General features: G+C 46.6%; 17 protein-coding genes. 10 read left to right on the top strand and 7 right to left on the bottom strand.

The genetic code is table 11. From position 1 onward, the window contains the following. Nucleotides 1-106: 106 nt before the first annotated feature. Nucleotides 107-247, bottom strand: a complete 141-nt coding sequence (locus ACQKMP_RS05545) for a hypothetical protein (RefSeq protein ID WP_179085720.1) — start codon at nt 245-247, stop codon at nt 107-109. Between the two features lie 104 nt (nt 248-351). Next, complete coding sequence (locus ACQKMP_RS05540; RefSeq protein ID WP_427468973.1) at nt 352-1185, bottom strand: hypothetical protein; 834 nt, start codon at nt 1183-1185, stop codon at nt 352-354. A gap of 177 nt (nt 1186-1362) precedes the next feature. Here ACQKMP_RS05540 and ACQKMP_RS05535 point away from each other — a divergent pair, with 177 nt between their 5' ends. Continuing rightward, a complete protein-coding gene (locus tag ACQKMP_RS05535) occupies nt 1363-2697 on the top strand; it encodes a DRTGG domain-containing protein (protein WP_076283325.1) in 1335 nt (444 codons plus the stop codon). A gap of 95 nt (nt 2698-2792) precedes the next feature. Here ACQKMP_RS05535 and ACQKMP_RS05530 read toward each other — a convergent pair whose 3' ends face one another. From ACQKMP_RS05530 to ACQKMP_RS05520, 3 genes are all read right to left on the bottom strand, one after another. Further along, a complete protein-coding gene (locus tag ACQKMP_RS05530) occupies nt 2793-3113 on the bottom strand; it encodes a YtpI family protein (RefSeq protein WP_042186497.1) in 321 nt (106 codons plus the stop codon). 87 nt (nt 3114-3200) lie between these two features. Further along, the gene (locus ACQKMP_RS05525) at nt 3201-3701 is read right to left on the bottom strand and encodes a DUF4044 domain-containing protein (RefSeq protein WP_042186499.1); all 501 of its coding nucleotides are present in this window, start codon (nt 3699-3701) and stop codon (nt 3201-3203) included. Between the two features lie 5 nt (nt 3702-3706). Next, nucleotides 3707-4030 (bottom strand): YtrH family sporulation protein, encoded by a 324-nt coding sequence (locus ACQKMP_RS05520; RefSeq protein WP_042186502.1) that lies wholly within the window; start codon nt 4028-4030, stop codon nt 3707-3709. Nucleotides 4031-4355: 325 nt separating this feature from the next. Here ACQKMP_RS05520 and ACQKMP_RS05515 point away from each other — a divergent pair, with 325 nt between their 5' ends. From ACQKMP_RS05515 to pyk, 6 genes are all read left to right on the top strand, one after another. Next, the gene (locus tag ACQKMP_RS05515) at nt 4356-7994 is read left to right on the top strand and encodes a DNA polymerase III subunit alpha (RefSeq protein WP_042186503.1); all 3639 of its coding nucleotides are present in this window, start codon (nt 4356-4358) and stop codon (nt 7992-7994) included. Nucleotides 7995-8068: 74 nt separating this feature from the next. After that, nucleotides 8069-8569 (top strand): phosphatidylglycerophosphatase A family protein, encoded by a 501-nt coding sequence (locus ACQKMP_RS05510; RefSeq protein WP_042186505.1) that lies wholly within the window; start codon nt 8069-8071, stop codon nt 8567-8569. A 146-nt stretch (nt 8570-8715) separates the two neighbouring features. Beyond that, on the top strand, nt 8716-8904 hold the full coding sequence (locus ACQKMP_RS05505; protein ID WP_042125966.1) for a hypothetical protein: 189 nt from the start codon (nt 8716-8718) through the stop codon (nt 8902-8904). A gap of 72 nt (nt 8905-8976) precedes the next feature. After that, entirely contained in the window at nt 8977-9870 is an 894-nt protein-coding gene (gene accD, locus ACQKMP_RS05500) for an acetyl-CoA carboxylase, carboxyltransferase subunit beta (RefSeq protein ID WP_042186509.1), read from the top strand. Nucleotide 9871: 1 nt separating this feature from the next. Beyond that, a complete protein-coding gene (locus tag ACQKMP_RS05495; protein WP_042186511.1) occupies nt 9872-10873 on the top strand; it encodes an acetyl-CoA carboxylase carboxyltransferase subunit alpha in 1002 nt (333 codons plus the stop codon). A gap of 332 nt (nt 10874-11205) precedes the next feature. Then, nucleotides 11206-12624: a pyruvate kinase gene (gene pyk / locus ACQKMP_RS05490; protein ID WP_042186514.1), complete on the top strand. Its 1419-nt coding sequence runs from the start codon at nt 11206-11208 to the stop codon at nt 12622-12624. A gap of 172 nt (nt 12625-12796) precedes the next feature. On the opposite strand, the gene ACQKMP_RS05485 is transcribed toward pyk, so the two are convergent. Next, the gene (locus tag ACQKMP_RS05485; RefSeq protein ID WP_231573410.1) at nt 12797-13492 is read right to left on the bottom strand and encodes a G1 family glutamic endopeptidase; all 696 of its coding nucleotides are present in this window, start codon (nt 13490-13492) and stop codon (nt 12797-12799) included. 109 nt (nt 13493-13601) lie between these two features. Between ACQKMP_RS05485 and ACQKMP_RS05480 the strand changes: the two genes are divergently transcribed. From ACQKMP_RS05480 to ACQKMP_RS05470, 3 genes are read left to right on the top strand one after another with little or no spacing between them, the layout of a single operon-like run. After that, a complete protein-coding gene (locus tag ACQKMP_RS05480; protein WP_042186520.1) occupies nt 13602-14783 on the top strand; it encodes an MFS transporter in 1182 nt (393 codons plus the stop codon). Between the two features lie 37 nt (nt 14784-14820). After that, nucleotides 14821-15348, top strand: coding sequence for an acyl-CoA thioesterase (locus tag ACQKMP_RS05475; RefSeq protein ID WP_042186522.1), 528 nt, complete (start codon nt 14821-14823; stop codon nt 15346-15348). After that, nucleotides 15345-15743 carry an FxsA family protein gene (locus ACQKMP_RS05470; RefSeq protein WP_042186523.1) on the top strand — a complete coding sequence of 133 codons (399 nt, stop codon included), beginning with the start codon at nt 15345-15347 and terminating at the stop codon, nt 15741-15743. The genes ACQKMP_RS05475 and ACQKMP_RS05470 overlap by 4 nt, the downstream gene beginning before the upstream one ends. Nucleotides 15744-15833: 90 nt before the next feature. On the opposite strand, the gene ytvI is transcribed toward ACQKMP_RS05470, so the two are convergent. Then, nucleotides 15834-16949, bottom strand: coding sequence for a sporulation integral membrane protein YtvI (gene ytvI / locus ACQKMP_RS05465; RefSeq protein ID WP_076283318.1), 1116 nt, complete (start codon nt 16947-16949; stop codon nt 15834-15836). Between the last annotated feature and the right edge of the window lie 64 nt (nt 16950-17013).

The raw sequence follows: 17013 nt of genomic DNA, 5'->3' as shown, positions 1-17013 counted from the left end.
GCAGAATTAGCAAAAAGAGGGGTATAAATCCCCTAGATTCACAGAAAAGCCCACTAGCTTAAGCCAGTGGGCTTTAAAATTGCCCCGCAAAGCAGGGGGATTAAAGTTATCTTGCACCTGTAAAAGGATTGATCTCATCCGAGAGATCTTTTCCAGCTTTCTTTTCTTCTGCAGATATCCGTTTACCTAGAGCCGCGTAGTACCACACCGCAGGAACGAGAATCGCGAGTATAAAAAGAAATTGCATAAAGTCATCCCCTTTCACCTCTCCATTATAACATATTTTTCCTTTTTTCTTAAGGGACTATTCTCTATTCGCCAACCCACTACCCAGTTTGTCTAATAAACGGGTTACTCTTTACTGGCAGAGCATTCTACTTCAAATACATAACTGGCGCTCCCCTGAGGCCATCTTGCTTGGATTATATACAGATGTTTTCCGCTACCTGCTGCGAGCTGAAAACTGTTATTTTCTACGGAAAGAGCTTCGTCCGGACGTTCCTCACCAGGAAATGAAGCCACAACCTCTATCTCCTTGGGTGCAGATGAGAATTTGAGTTCTACCTGATCACGGCTGATGGCTTTGGGATGTACCTTCTGTTTGGTAACTAATTGATCATAAGAAGCCATATCTACACAGACGCCTTTGCCATTGTCATTCCAGCAATAAGAGCCTTGAATGGCATCGAAATGCTCACCGCCAACAGTAACTTGAACGTTAGGGGGCTGTGGGTTAGTAGTGTCTGCTGGAGAAATCTTATCTTCTTTAACAGTCGATTGGAATAAGTCCAACAGATCTTTTTTGCTGATATCCGAAAGACGATAGTGACCCGTTTGTCCCGATTTAATGAGTAACCCACTGTTGCTTCCGACGATCCAAAAAGAGAACTCATAACTTATGCCTTCCTTCATGTTTACGGTGGTTCTGTAATCGCTTGGAGCAATATCTAGTTGTCCTTTATCATATTCAGCAGTAGTTACGGCTTGAACGAAACGTTCCAAGGATGATGCTTCAGAAATAGTCGTCGCCGGCTGGTCTTTTTCAATTAAGTTAATAGAAACTATATTTTGTGCATCCAGTTCTATTTGGTTTGATTGTTTTACTTCTGTTCTCGCATTTCCACAGCCGATCAGTCCTATGAAAAGCAAAGTAATGGTAAATATTATTAACATGGTCTTGTTCATATCCACAATGCTCCTTTCCTCTTTCTTTAACTCTCAGACTATAAAAAAGAGGAAAAGGTTGCTAAATAACGGGCAGTTAAATTCGAATTCGATGCTTATGAATCGGTTGTACTGTGCCATTCTCTCCGTGTATAATGAGTACAGTATAGTACAGATCGGAGTACGGGGGTGTAACAGTTGGAAGGTCAAGGCGATGCAATTACTAAACACGAGCAACTGCTGCAGCATATTGAAAGTCTTAAGGTAGGCTCCAAAATATCTGTTCGTAAGCTTGCAAAAGAAATGTTGGTCAGTGAGGGAACGGCTTATCGTGCCGTTAAGGAAGCTGAGAATCTTGGAATTGTTATTACGAAGGAACGGATTGGTACAGTACGGGTAGAAAAGAAGCCTCGTAACATTTCTGAACAGCTGACGTTTGGTGACGTGGTTGATATTGTGGAAGGTCATGTTCTCGGCGGGGCTAGCGGACTGAGTAAACATCTACATAAATATGTAATCGGTGCGATGAAGGTCGACGCGATGATTCGTTATATAGACGCAGACAGTCTGCTTATTGTGGGTAACCGCGATGATGTTCACTCCTTGGCGCTAGAGCAGGGTGCCGGAGTTCTGGTTACAGGTGGTTTCGGGACGAGTCGTGAAGTGAAGGCATTAGCCGACGAACTGGATCTCCCCATCATTTCATCAAGACATGACACGTTTACCGTGGCATCAATGATTAACCGAGCGATTTTTGATAGATTGATTAAGAAAAAAATTATGCTGGTAGAAGATATTGTCGACAGCAAACCGCGTATGATTACGTTAAAAATTTCAAGTACCGTAGGTGAGCTACGACAGATTTCTGAGGAAACTGGAGAGCAACGTTTTCCCGTTACAGATGAATGGAACCGAGTGATTGGGATTATCGGCCGACGCGAAGTAGAGGACCTGGCAGAAGGGCAAAGTATTGAAAAGGCTATGGTTCGGAGTCCGGTTACCGCTGCGCTGCATACCTCACTAGCTTCAGCTGCGCAGATCATGATGTGGGAAGGTGTCGATTTCCTACCCATTGTAGACCGTAACCGCAAATTGGTGGGCTCCCTAACCCGTAAAGAAGTGCTGCAAAGTCTGCGAGATGTCCGTAACACTCCACAGCTTGGGGAGACCTTCGATCATCTCATCTGGAACGGTTTTGCGGATGAGCGGGATGAAGAGGGACGATTGTTTTTTCACGGCTTTATTACGCCTCAGATGGCCACAGACCTTGGTACCATTTCTGAAGGTGTATTGTCTACGCTAATGACGCTCTCTGCGTTTAAGGCAGCTAAGGATATTACAGGAAATGACTATGTATTAGATAATATGTCCACCTATTTTATCCGGCCGGTACAGATCGAACATGCGATTATTGTAATGCCGAGACTGCTCGAGATAAGTCGCCGTACATGTAAGCTAGAAATAGAGATCAGCTATTCGGATACCCTGGTAGCGAAAGCTGTCCTGATGCTGCAATCCATTGATCACGGCTAATAGATAATGAATCACAAACATGCTAAATAGACTGCCCTCAACGATGATAGTGAGGGTAGTCTATTTTATTCTTGTAATCCTATCAGAGGGATAGTCTAGGCTTTCGACTGGTGTTGTTCCTGGCTGCGGCTACGGCTGTAATAACTATAGCTGCGTATTCCTGAGAAGATGTTAAACACACCGATTAGAAGAAAGGCAGCTTCAACAATGATATTAACGGTGGATCCGCGAAATAGAAACATGGAAATCAGGGAGAGCGTTACGAGCATAGCGCCCAGCATCACATTCATGACGGAGCGTTTTAGCCCCTTATCTTGGGGATTTAAGGCACGGCGAGAGGATAAGCTGTACACAGCGGCGCCGATTACAAAGATCACCAGCAGGATAAACAATAAGTACTTGATAAATAAAACCATGGACAGCCAGCTCCTTTATCATGTCGTGCAAAAGCCTTGAAGTAATTTCCACTTTTGTCTGTCCATTATTGTATCACACGATGGTTGTCAGTTGCGCTTAAAAGGACTGATTTCCACCCAGATTTGCAGAACACCTTCCATGACGAGCATCGTCCGGATTTTGACAGAGTATTCCTTATCACGCACAATGTAAAGTTTGCCATCCAGCAGCAGTCTAACCAGTTTACTGTCTGTGTCAATATCGAACATGCTGCGACCACGCATGGGCTCCAGATCTGAGCCCATTTGGCTTATAATTAATTTTACAGTTACGGGGTCAAGGGGGTTATCTTCTTTGGACTTGCTCTCTTCCGAACGGATTTTGATTTCTCTGATTACGGTAGAGGTATTATTGTATTTTTTGAGCGTTTTAATATCTTCCTGATATTGCTCAATGTCTACGCGTAAGTCTTGGTTTTGCAGCCATAACACGTTATATCCAACATGGTATATACCGTTGTATATGACGGCTCCTACGACGATTCCCAGCATGAATATAGCGGAAATTTGGGTGAATCTACGAAAACGACTGAATGGTGGAACTCTCACTGGCGTTACCCCCTGCCGCACACCCATTTTACTAGCTCGCTGCCCATATGAGCTCCGAGAAAAGCGAAGGCAATATACATGATTTGCTTGATGGCGGGGGAGAGGTTACCTCCAATCACATTGCTTTCAATGACCCGTAAAGGGTCCATAGTACCCCCTACAGCGGCGGCAAGTGCCCATATTTTAATCCGGTCTGCTACATCTAGCATTGTTTGCGTCGGTGGTTGCAGGGATACTACGGCGCCGATTCCGCCGACCATAGCTCCGCCAAGTACGATGCCGAAGGCGATAAAGAAATCGAGGATGGCTTTGCTCATAAATATGCTCATAAAGGCCCCTTCCCGGACGAGGCATCTCTAATCGTTGCCTGTCCATGTGCTCTTAATCCATTCTATGGGCGGGTCCCCCTTTAATATGATAAAATAGTTTCATCTTATAGTGCGAGTTCAAAAAGTACGGTTTTCAGCACCGAGAAGATTGAAAGAAGGTAGAAAATGAGGAGCGGAGCGTAGTGGGAGCTACGTGAGCACCGGAAGTTTCGCCTGAATTCAATCTTCGATGTCGAGTAAGCTTCTTGGGTTACTTCGTGATCAAAAGCGGACTTTTTGAACAACTATTTATGTTTGATTTTTGTAGTAGAAAGGAAGTGGGATGATGAGCCCTTTCGTGCATTTGCATGTGCACAGCGAATACAGTTTACTGGACGGGGCGGCGCGCATTACCGATCTCGTGCGCCGGGCCGGCGAATACGGCATGAAGTCGCTGGCGCTTACGGATCATGGAGTGATGTATGGGGCGATCCCCTTTTATAAAGCGTGTAAAGAGAATGGAATCAAGCCGATTATCGGCTGTGAAGCTTATTTAACCGCGGGCTCTCGCCGTGAGCGAGGCAGTCGTAAAGATCAACCGATTTATCACCTGATTCTGCTCGTCAAGAATGAAACCGGCTACAAGAACCTGATGAAGCTGATCTCTATCGGTCATCTGGAAGGTCATCACTATAAACCTCGTATTGATATGGAGGCTCTGGCCGCTCATTCGGAGGGGATCATATGCCTCAGTGCCTGTCTTGGCGGCGAAGTGCCGCAGCATCTGTTGCATGGAAGAGATGACGAGGCGCGAAAGGCTGCGCTGCGATATAAGGAGATTTTTGGCGAAGACTTCTACCTGGAGCTTCAAGATCACGGAATTTCCGAGCAAAAACGAGTAAATCCGAAGTTGATCGCACTTGCCAAGGCCTGTGAGATCCCACTTGTAGCTACGAATGACGTCCATTATTTGGCCAAGGAAGATGCAGAGGTACAGGATGTTCTGATCTGTATTGGAACAGGTAAAACTGTGGATGATGAGGAACGGCTCAAAATCGGAACAGATCAGCTGTTTCTCAAAAGCAGTGATCAGATGGCGGCGTTGTTCCCGCATGTGCCTGAAGCTATCAGTAACACGCTATTGATCGCAGAAAAATGTAATTTGGAGCTTACCTTCGGTCAACATATTCTGCCTGCCTATTCACCAATTCCAGAAGGTAAGGACTCCGCTGCATATTTGCGAGAGTTGTGCTTTAAAGGGCTTGAAGAACGGTATATAGACACACCGCTTTGGGCATCGCCTGAGCAAAGAGAAACCGCTGAAAAGCGTCTTGCCTATGAGCTTGGCGTCATCGAGAATATGGGTTTTAGTGATTATTTTCTAATTGTGTGGGATTTTATCGCTTATTGTCATCGTCAGGGGATTGCTACTGGTCCGGGCCGGGGTTCTTCCGCGGGGAGTCTTACCGCTTATTCCCTACGAATCACGGATGTAGATCCGCTTAAGTATAACTTGCTCTTTGAACGTTTCTTAAATCCAGAACGGATCACGATGCCGGATATTGATATCGATTTTAGTGATGAGCGTCGTGATGAGGTTATCGCTTATGTGGTGGAGAAATACGGCAAAGAACATGTGGCACAGATCATTACGTTCGGAACCATGGCTGCACGGGCTGCAGTTCGTGATGTGGGCAGGGTACTGAATTTACCTTATAACGAGGTAGATAAGGCTGCCAAGCTCATCCCAGGACAACTAGGTATCAGCCTTGCTAGAGCACTAGAGACTACTCCAGACCTTAAAGCGCTGTATGATAGTAATCCGAAGATCAAAGGTTTGCTGGATATGGCAATGAAAGTGGAAGGTATGCCTCGTCATGCTTCGACACATGCTGCCGGGGTTGTTATTTCCAAAGGTCCGTTAACTGATGCTGTACCCCTTCAAGAGGGCAACGAAAGTACAGCGTTAACTCAGTACTCTATGGAGCATTTGGAAAGTGTTGGGCTGCTGAAGATGGATTTTCTGGGCCTGCGTACTTTGTCGATTATCGAACGCTGCATGAATTCGATTAAAGAAATGAGTGGCAGTGTTCCGGATTTTAAAATCATACCAGATCATGATCCGCTCACGTATGAAATGTTAGGTGCTGGTGAGACGACTGGGGTCTTCCAGCTGGAGTCGGCGGGTGTAAGACGTGTGCTTAAGGATTTGAAGCCTAATGGCTTTGAAGATATCGTATCGGTTCTAGCCTTGTATCGTCCGGGTCCGATGGAGTTTATCCCGAAATATATAGCAGGTAAGCACGGTCAGATCGAAGTAGAGTATCCGCACCCTGATTTGAAATCTATATTAGCGGATACCTATGGGATAATTGTGTATCAGGAACAGATCATGCAGATTGCTTCGCTTATGGCTGGATTCTCGCTTGGTGAAGCGGATCTGCTCCGCCGAGCGGTTTCTAAGAAGAAGCGCGAGACGTTGGATAAGGAACGCAGTCATTTTGTACAGGGGAGCTTGCAGCAAGGATATAACGAAACGGATGCGAATGCCGTTTATGATATGATCGTACGGTTTGCCGATTACGGCTTCCCGCGTGCGCATGCGGCGGCTTATGGTGTGCTGGCTTTTCAGACGGCTTATCTAAAGGCGCATTATCCGGTACAGTTTATGGCATCTATGCTGACCGCTGTGATGGGAACCCACCGTAAGGTGGCGGAATATGTACTGGACTGCCGCCGGACGGGCATCGGCGTATTACCGCCGGATGTGAATGAGAGCGGCGTACTGTTTACCCCTGTTCCAGGAGAGGAAACGGGAACAGGGCATATCCGCTTTGGGCTCGCAGCGATTAAGAACGTCGGCACGCTAGCAGTGGAGAATATTATGTCGGTGCGCAAGGAGCGGCCGTTCGACAGCCTGCTCGATTTCTGTCGACGTGTGGATCTGCGGGTCTGCAACAAGCGGGTAGTGGAGTCTTTGCTGCAGGCAGGAGCCTTTGACTGTCTGCCGGGTCATAGGGCCCAGCTGCTGGCTATGCTGGACGAGACCGTTGACGCCGCGACGAAATGGCGCAAGGAGCGGGATGAACTGCAAATCCAGTTGTTCGACGATTTGGTGGAGACGCCGAATTGGGAGATTCGCTATCCGGATATCCCTAAGTTCACAGTAGGACAGCAGCTGGAGATGGAACGTGAGCTGTTGGGGTTGTATCTATCAGGTCATCCGCTCGACGATAGCGCTGAGCTGCTTGAGGAGCCGGGCATACAGCGGCTGATGGATCTCGGTGAAGCCGCAGATGAGAGCCAGACGGTTACGGCCGGCATGGTCGTATCCGTTAAGGAAATTACGACGAAGCAAGGAAAATCGATGGCCTTCATCGAATGGGAAGATCAGATCGAGCGCTGCGAAGTCGTGCTCTTCCCCGAGGTGTGGAAGCGAAGCCGCGGCTTGATTGCCAAGGGCGCGCTGCTGGCCTTGCGCGCCAAGGTGCAGCAGGAGGACGAAGGCTTCAAGCTGCTGGCCGAGGAAGTGGCGCTGCTATCCGCGGAGACACTCCGCGGCCTGCTGCAGCGCCGTAGTGCCGCCGCGTCCCGCCCGTATAGCGCGGGACGCTCGGCCTCAGCAGGAGCGCAGCCGCGTGGTGCGGCTCCTGCTTCGCGGGCTAGCGGGGCCGCCACTGGCCCCGCTGGCAGACCTGCAGGCGGCGCAGCTGCGCCTGCAACACCTGCACCGGCCGCTGCGCCAGCGCCGGGCTCAGGCCAGCGTGTCTTTATCAAGATCACGCCGGCCGCCGAGAATGCTGCGCAGCTGTCGCGCCTGAAGGAGCTGCTGCAGAATCATCCAGGCCCAGTAGCGACGATTCTGTTCTACGAACGGGATCAGAAGCTCCTGGCCCTTAGCGATAATTATCGGATTAAGCCTACCGAGGAGCTAATCGCGGCTATCGAGTCTATGCTGGGGGCAGGTACCGTAAGAATAAAATAAGAACAATTCCACCCTTTTCCGCATACATTAGGAAACCACAGGGCGAATCCCTGGGCGGAAAGGGGAATCACATCATGTCCTATCAAATGGCAGTTGATCTGTTGGAACGAAGAGGCGTATCACTTTCTTCCATTGCTGAAATCGTATATATTTTACAATCGGTCTATTATCCCGGTTTATCCAAGGAAGAATGCCTTTCCAGTGTGAAATCTGTATTGGGAAAAAGAGAAGTGCAGTACACGTTAATGACGGGGATCGCACTTGATGAGCTGGCAGAGAAAAGACTGCTTCCGCAGCCGCTCCAGGCAGTAATGGAAGCGGATGAATCACTTTATGGAGCGGACGAGACTCTAGCCCTTGGCATCACAGGGGTATATGGGATGATCGGACTTACAGGATTTGGGTACTTGGACAAAATAAAGCTTGGAATCATTGGTGAATTGAACGATGATAAGGGGAGGATTCACGTGTTCTTGGATGACTTAGTAGCGGGTATCGCTGCAGCTGCTTCTGCTAGAATCGCTCATCGGCAGGAAGGGGCAAAAGTATATCCTCTGGTCACGGATACGGAATAAATGACCCGATTCATTTCGTTTGAACGAGTTCCTCAGTCTTGCTTCCTTTGCCCTACGCCTGTTGCGGGAAAAAAGAAAACTGTGTTATCATAATTCCATTATACGGGATACGGCTGGGAATTAAGATTGGGGAGGCCTTGCAAGGCATGTGGACGGTAATATATATCGCGCCGACCGCCAAAGTGGCGGATATGATTAAGAGTAAGCTGACTGAAGAAGGTTTTTTAGTAAAATGCCGTCCAATCAATATGTCCAAGCAGCAGTTTGAGATATTGGTTCCTTCAGGTGAACTGGAGGAAGTACAGGAAGTCCTTAATCTTATTCTGCATCCCTGAATTTCTATCAAGAGAAAAGTCATGACAGCGGCAAGCTGCATAACGCAAATAAACGGCTGAAGAGGTGCGGGTGTGTTCAAAGATTTATTTCAGAAGAAACGGAAGTACGCGACTATTCCTTCAGAACGTCTGGAGCGAAGCGGCGTGCCTGCAGAAGGCGAACGCCCCAAACGGGAAATTCCAGAAGGATTAATGAGTAAATGTAATAAATGCGGAACGATCCAGTATAGCAAGGAATTGGAAAAGAATCTAAAAGTATGTCCTACTTGTGGTCATCATTTGCGCTTGAACGCCGTAGAGCGTATTGCTATGACGTTAGACCCAGAGGGCTTTATTGAGTTTGATAGTGAAATGTATTCTATAGATCCGCTGAAATTCCCGGGTTATGCCTCTAAACTGGAGCAACAGCAACTAAAATCGGGACAAACTGATGCCGTGATTACGGGGCAGGGATCTATTGGCGGACATCCAGTGATCGTAGCTGTGATGAATTTCGAATTTTTCTCCGGCAGTATGGGATCTGTAGTTGGTGAGAAGATTACCCGGGCGATTGAAGAAGCCACGGAGAAGCAGCTTCCACTCCTTATTTTCTCTACTTCTGGCGGAGCGAGAATGCAGGAGAGTATTCTAAGTCTCATGCAAATGGCGAAGACCAGTGCAGCGCTTGCTCGTTTCAACGAAGTGGGCGGCCTTTATATTTCTATAATTACGGATCCGACAACTGGCGGAGTATCTGCGAGTTTTGCTAGTCTTGGCGATATTATTATTGCTGAGCCTGGGGCGGTATTCGGTTTCGCAGGACGTATAGTCATTGAACAGACAATTCGCCAAAAGCTTCCGGATGATTTCCAGACGGCTGAATTTAATCTGCAGCATGGCTTGATTGATATGGTTGTGCACCGTAAAGAAATGCGCGCCACACTGACCAAAATTTTGGAATTGCATGATGTGAAAGGGGGATTTTAGGTTGGCAGGAGAGTTGCCTTTTGAAATGCCTCTGGTTGAAATGCGCAAGAAAATTGCCGAGCTAAAGCAGTTTGGCGAAGAGAAAAGTATTGATTTTACGGATGAGGTAGCAAGACTGGAAGAACGGTACCGTGTGCTTGAGGAGGAAGTTTATTCTAATATCTCGCCTTCCCAAAAAATGCATCTAGCTAGACATCAAGGACGTCCGACTTCTCTTGATCTTATGGGGCAGATCTTCACAGATTTTATCGAGCTTCACGGGGATCGAATGTTTGGGGATGATCTTGCAATTGTAGGCGGTATCGCTAAACTTAACGGCGTCCCGGTTACGGTCATTGGCCAGCAGCGCGGTAAAGATACGAAGGAGAATATTTTACGCTTTTTCGGCAGTGCACACCCTGAGGGCTTCCGTAAGTCACTGCGTCTGATGCAGCAAGCGGACAAGTTCAATCGTCCCATTATAACCTTTGTAGATACGAAAGGTGCATATCCAGGCAATACAGCTGAGGAAAGAGGACAATCCGAAGCAATTGCCCGTAATTTACGCGAGATGTCTCAGTTTGGTGTTCCTGTAATCTGTGTGGTTATCGGTGAAGGCGGAAGTGGGGGCGCATTAGCACTGGCAGTTGGTAATAGAGTGCTTATGCTGGAACATGCCATTTATTCGGCGATATCTCCTAACGGTGCTGCATCAATTCTATGGAAGGATGCTTCGAAGGCTGATCAAGCGGCAGAAGCCATGAAGATAACGGCATCTGATCTGCTTGAAATGGAAGTCATCGAAGAGATTGTTCCTGAGCCAAAAGGCGGCGCACATCGTGATTACGAAGCTACGGCAGCTGCAATTAAGGATGCATTATGGCGTCACTTGCAGGAGCTGATTCCTCTGGATAGAGCGGAATTGAAAGAAGATCGTTATCGTAAATTCCGTAAAATTGGTGAGTTTGCTGAAGTCCAGCAGGAGCAGATTTTCCTTGAAGAAGAAGTGGAATCTGAAGTGTGAATAGTGCCTTTCCATTTGCACTTTAAGACATATAACCATACTTAGTGGACCATATTGAATTAAGTGTAAATTATACATTTTATTGGAATTAAAATAATCTCGACGCAATGCCGGGATTATTTTAATTTTTTTTGTGCGTTCAGATAATTCGAGCTCAAATTACATCTAAAAGAGCCTACAACATTGATTTTGTGTCTAAGTTGCAGTAATATTCATAAGGGCGTAGTTAAAGGCACATGTGACAAAGTTCCTATTTAATTAGTTAGCCTTGTAGTAGATTTTGTAGTTGGAAAAAGTGAGACAGAGAGAACGAAAAAACGGAGGAAAACCTAATGCGGAAAAGTAAAATTGTATGTACGATCGGACCTGCGAGTGAATCGTTGGAGAATATCAAAAAATTGATTTTGGCTGGTATGAATGTGGCCCGTTTGAATTTCTCCCACGGCGATTTTGAAGAGCATGGTGCTCGGATTAAAACGATCCGTCAAGCATCTAAGGAACTGAACAAAACTGTTGCTATCCTGCTCGATACAAAAGGACCGGAGATTCGCACAGGCAAGTTGGAAGTAGAACCGATTGAACTAGTTCAGGACGAGTACCTGACACTAACTACGGAAGAAATCCTTGGCACCCAAGAACGTATTTCCATCACGTACAGCGAGCTTCCTAATGATGTTCAAGTAGGCTCCACCATCCTTATTGATGACGGTCTGATTGGTTTGACAGTTGTCGACATTCAAGGAACTGAAATCAAGACCCGTATTGTAAACGGTGGTACGATCAAGAGCAAGAAGGGCGTTAACGTACCAGGAGTAAACATCTCCTTGCCGGGTATTACGGAAAAAGACACCAACGATATTCTTTTTGGTATCGAACAGGACATCGATTTTATCGCCGCTTCCTTCGTTCGCAAAGCTAGCGACGTTCAGGAAATTCGTGAGCTGCTTTCGAAAAACAACGCTTCTCACATTCAAATCATTTCCAAAATCGAAAACCAACAAGGTGTTGACAACCTTGATGAAATTTTAGAAGCTTCCGATGGCCTGATGGTTGCTCGTGGTGACCTTGGTGTTGAAATTCCAGCTGAAGATGTACCTTTGGCTCAAAAATTGATGATTCAAAAATGTAACGTTGCTGGCAAACCAGTAATCACAGCTACACAAATGCTGGATTCTATGCAACGTAACCCACGTCCTACTCGCGCTGAAGCAAGTGACGTAGCAAACGCTATTTTCGACGGAACAGATGCAATCATGCTTTCCGGAGAAACTGCTGCTGGTAAATATCCAGTAGAATCCGTTCTTACAATGTCCCGTATTGCTGAGAAAGCGGAGTCCGCTCTGGACCACCGTGAAATTTTCTCAAAACAACAAACTTTACAAGAAACTACAGTTACAGAAGCTATCAGCCAATCCGTTGCAATTTCCGCTTTGGATCTGAACGCTAAGGCTATTCTTTCTTCGACTGTTACAGGTCATACTGCACGCGTTGTTTCCAAATACCGTCCTAAAGCACCAATCATTGCTGTTACGACACAAGAAAGAACTATGCGTCAATTGTCCCTCGTTTGGGGCGTAACGCCAGTATTCGGTAAAGTAGCTACTTCCACAGATGAATTGCTTGAAACAGCAATCCAAGGTGGTAAGGATTCCGGTCTGGTTCAAGCTGGCGACCTAGTTGTGATTACTGCAGGAATTCCACTTGGACGTTCCGGTTCCACTAACTTGGTAAAAGTAAGCACAATCGAGTAGTACTCGACTGTGCTTTGCCTGATTCATAGTTTTTAATTAGCCAAGCCCAAACGCGGTTGGCGTCCCTAAAGGACGGTAAGCGTTTATGCGAGAAATAAAAGAGCTGTCTCAGATGTAGTGAAAATCTACAAACGAGGCAGCTCTTTTTTTTGTGCTGAATCCATTTATGCTGTTAGTATATACGTTTGACGCTAAAAGAGTCCCCTCGAGGGCTTGGACTGGAAGGAACCGCAACGGTGGTGTTATTCTGGACCATGATCCCTCCATTAGAAAGAGTTAACCTAGGTCGTTTTCCATTGATTCGACAACAGTTGAAATAGGTAGTACCAACGCGGGCCAGCTTTGCGATGGAACCATCGACCTCAGGAGCCTCCATAATCCATTCGCCGGAGGTCTGCGGACCAGTATATCGCTGAAGCGTTCGGAAGGTCCAATTTCGGCTTAAATTCCGGAGTGTGATAGACCACTTCGTGTGGTTTATTTTTGTGATAGTACCCTTCATATGATCTCCAGGGTATACTGGAAAAGGGATTACGGTCTCGACGTCAGGTAGTATTTCCCACCAGGCGTAATAACGGGCAATCCCATTTACGAATTCATGACCTGTTCCCGTCTGAATAAGGTTACTGTTCTTGAAGCCGTCGATGCCAATCCATGCGGAGGAATAGGTGGATTTGTGGGTTGGTTTTACGTATGGGACGGTCCATTCACCGGAAATGCGATTGAAGGCACCTTTTCTACCAGTAACAGTGTAGCCACTCCAGTTCTTAGATGACCAGCCAAAAGCAGAGCTTTGTCTATTGCTCGCATTAGATTTGTCTGTTAGACAAGGATGATTTACCATGAGAGAGTTATATTTTATGCTCAACTTGTCCACCGCCTTTATAGTACTGCTATATTAAATGCGATGATTACATATGAAGTACGGGTGTTCTGTTAAAATATAAAAATATAAAGCTGGAGGACTCATAGTACAAATGGAAAAATTATCGAAGCTGCGCGGCTTTTATCTATTTTTAGGATTGGCCGGCGGTTCATTTGGCTCTTATCTTTCGCTGCTGCTGGTCCATAATGGACTTAATAGTGGACAGATAGGTATACTAATGGCAACAGGCACACTAGTTGCAATCACCATTCAGCCGATGTGGGGGATTATCTCTGATCGGTATAATCAGACGCGTTTAGTACTAATCCTAAGTGTGGCGGTTCCGGCCTTACTAGCCGTCTTTTATCGTTCGGAATATTTCATTGTACTTCTTCTGGTGTATACGTGCTCAACGATCTTCTCCTCTACACAGGCTCCTATAGCCGATTCTTACGCGATTTCGGCGGCGAATAGAGCCGGAGCCACTTACGGTAGCATCCGGCTTATGATGAGCATTGGAGCGGCTCTGGGAGCTTATGCAGGAGGGGTGTACGTATCTACCTTCTCTGTATCCACGATATGGCTACCTTTTCTCTTTTTTAATCTGATTGCAGTCCTTATTGCGTTTACATTGCCGAAGCAGGCGGAAGAGAATCATATGATGAGGCAATCGTTTACTCAGGGGGTAAGACAACTGCTGGGGAATCGGGTCTTCCTTGCGTTTTTGGGTGGCAGCTTTCTTGTGAACCAGACGATGGCTGCTTTTGGTACATACTTTGTAATTGCTTTTCAATCGGTTGGAGGGTCTACGCGCTATGCAGGGATTGCGCTCTTTCTCGCATCGGTGACGAATGTGCCTTCCATGCTGTTTGCTTCTAAGGTGATTAAGAGGTTGGGTCGTGAGCGGACCTTGCTCCTTGGGGCTCTTATTTATGTTTTGCGGTGGGGTATTCAGGTTGCTTTTCCTTATCCATCGGTAATGATCGGAGTGCAAGTGCTGCATGGTCTTTCATTTGGGTTCTTTTATATTGCTGCAGTCGAATATGTATCTCAGATCACGTCTAACGAGATGCAGGCCACTGGCCAAAGTGTATTTAATATGGTGTTTGCAGGTTTTTCTGGCATTGTCGGTAATTTACTGAATGGATTCTTGCTCAATCAAGGCGGGGTAGAAGTAATGAATCTGTCTTGTATGTTGAGCTCTATCGCAGGAGCAATGCTGCTGTTCTATGTTGCCAGAAACTCTCGGCGCAAATTATCGACCACGCTATCTTCAGGCGGGGCCCAGGCTTAACGCTTCCCTGCTGCTATGCTGAAAGGAGTATTTATAGATGGAATTAGAACGAGCTGGCTTGCCCAGCCGATGGTATAAGTCGACCCTGCGTGTTCGCTATCAGGAAAGTGATCAGATGGGTGTCGTGTATCATGCGAATTATTTGAACTGGTTTGAGTCTGGTCGTACGGAGATGTTTCGTCAGGTTGGTTTTACTTATCGCGAACTTGAGAAACAAGGCGTCCTACTTCCTGTCACCTCAGCAGATTTGCAATTTAAAAGTCCGGCGCGATATGATGATCTTATCTCCGTGTATGCGCGAATGACTACCTTCTCAGCGTTACGAGTCGTATTTGAGTATCAAGTGCGGAGGCTTTCGGAAGAAGAAGGTGGAAATTCAGAAGATTTATTGGCTACTCTAGGGGAGTTGCGGTCGATGGATCCACCTGGGGAGCTGCTGGTTACCGGCACGACAAGTCATGTTTGGGTGAACCAGGAATGGAGGCCTGCTAGGCTGGATAGAGCCCTTCCAGAGCTCTTTCACGCAATAAAAGAGGCGCTGCGGGAAGAAGGGGGTTCAGTATGATTAGAAGCAAATGGTTATGGGCTGGACTATTTATTATTCCTGCTGTGGAATTATTCGGTTTTATCTACGTAGCAGATCAACTTGGAGCATTTAAAACGTTGCTGCTTATGCTGACCACTTCAGTAATCGGTCTACTAATGATGCGATTTGAAGGTAAGAAGGTGCTGCAGGACAGCAGAACACATATGCAGGAGGGCCGCGTTCCTGGTCGGACGATGCTGGATGGTTTATGTATTTTTTTCGGAGGATTGCTACTGATATTGCCGGGTTTCGTAACCGATATTGTCGGTTTCACGCTAGTATTTCCATTGACTCGGCCTTTGTACCGTATATTTTTGCTGAAGTGGATTGAGAAGAAGATGAAGAATGGCACCTTCACCTTTTACCGTCGGTAGTATACTTTTTACAACAATAACAGAGCGGACCCTGTCATTGCTGAAGGGACCGCTCTGTTTGCTATTTTACGAATTGATGATTATCGGTTCCTATCTTAATCTGCCGCTAACAATGTAGCTGTGCAAAGCTCGGAATACGCCCGCTCGGTTAAAGGCAACAAGGACTACTAGGACAACGGGGCCGATGATCAGCCCTAGCATACCGAACAACTGCAGACCGGCGAACATGCCAATTAACATGGCAAGGGGATCGAGTCCTATGCTGCTGGCGAGCACTTTCGGCTCAAGCACCTGCCGGGTAATAAGAATAACAGCGTAAAGTATGGATAGTCCTATCCCTAGTGCCAGATTGTCCGTCATATAAGAATATAACGCCCAAGGCAGCATCACAATTCCCACACCGAGATAAGGTAGTAGATCCACAAAGCCAATCATTAAGCCGATAGCAAATGCAGACTTCACACCCAGCAGCAGCAGCCCGATTACTACAATGATCGCTGTGATTGAGATGAGGATGACCTGGGCGCGTAGATAACCGAAGAGCGCTCTGCGTAAATCTCTCCAGATATCTGACACAGGCTTTAGGAATACTGTCGGCAGCCAGCCTGTAAGTTTATCATTATGACGCTCCCAACTCGTACTAATGAAAAAGGCAGCAAGGACAACCACGATAAGAATCGTACCCATACTAGGAAGTGCGGAGATCAGTTTCAATATTACATTAAAAAATCCCGTGACCACTTGCGTGACTGCGTAACCTACAGTTTCCGTTGTTCTGCTGATGTTGCTGTCAATCGTAGCATGATAGTCAGGATTGTCTCGGTAGAATTGATTAATCTGGTTGATGATGTTCTGAATGCTTGCATTCTGGCTTAAGGACATCAGAAGATCCTTCCATTGGTCGGTGTGGAGATTAAAGGTTTGCAGCAAGACGATTAATTCTTTTACGAGTCTTGTAATCATCGCGGTTAAGACTAGTGTGATTCCGCCTATATAAAATAGCAGTGCAAGTGATACCGCAAGCCAGCTTGGTAATTTAAAGCCTTTAAGAATAAGTACTAATGGATGCATGATATATGCGAGCAGCCAAGCGAGCAACAGGGGGTATAACAGCGGAAGTAATAAATAGATTGCGAGCAGGAGGATGGAAGTTGCCAGAACGACCCACAGGCCGCGCAGCAGTCTTTTTAATACCAAACGATCCATACCGAGACCACACCTTCTTCATTCCTGCATAGACAGGGGAATAAGAGCTCGTCTTCATATATAT

It is taken from the genome of Paenibacillus sp. NPDC101420 (assembly GCF_050277435.1).
In the GTDB taxonomy this organism is placed as follows: domain Bacteria; phylum Bacillota; class Bacilli; order Paenibacillales; family Paenibacillaceae; genus Paenibacillus_AQ.
Note: the sequence above shows the minus strand (reverse complement) of the source record. Positions and strands in the feature narration are given on the sequence as shown.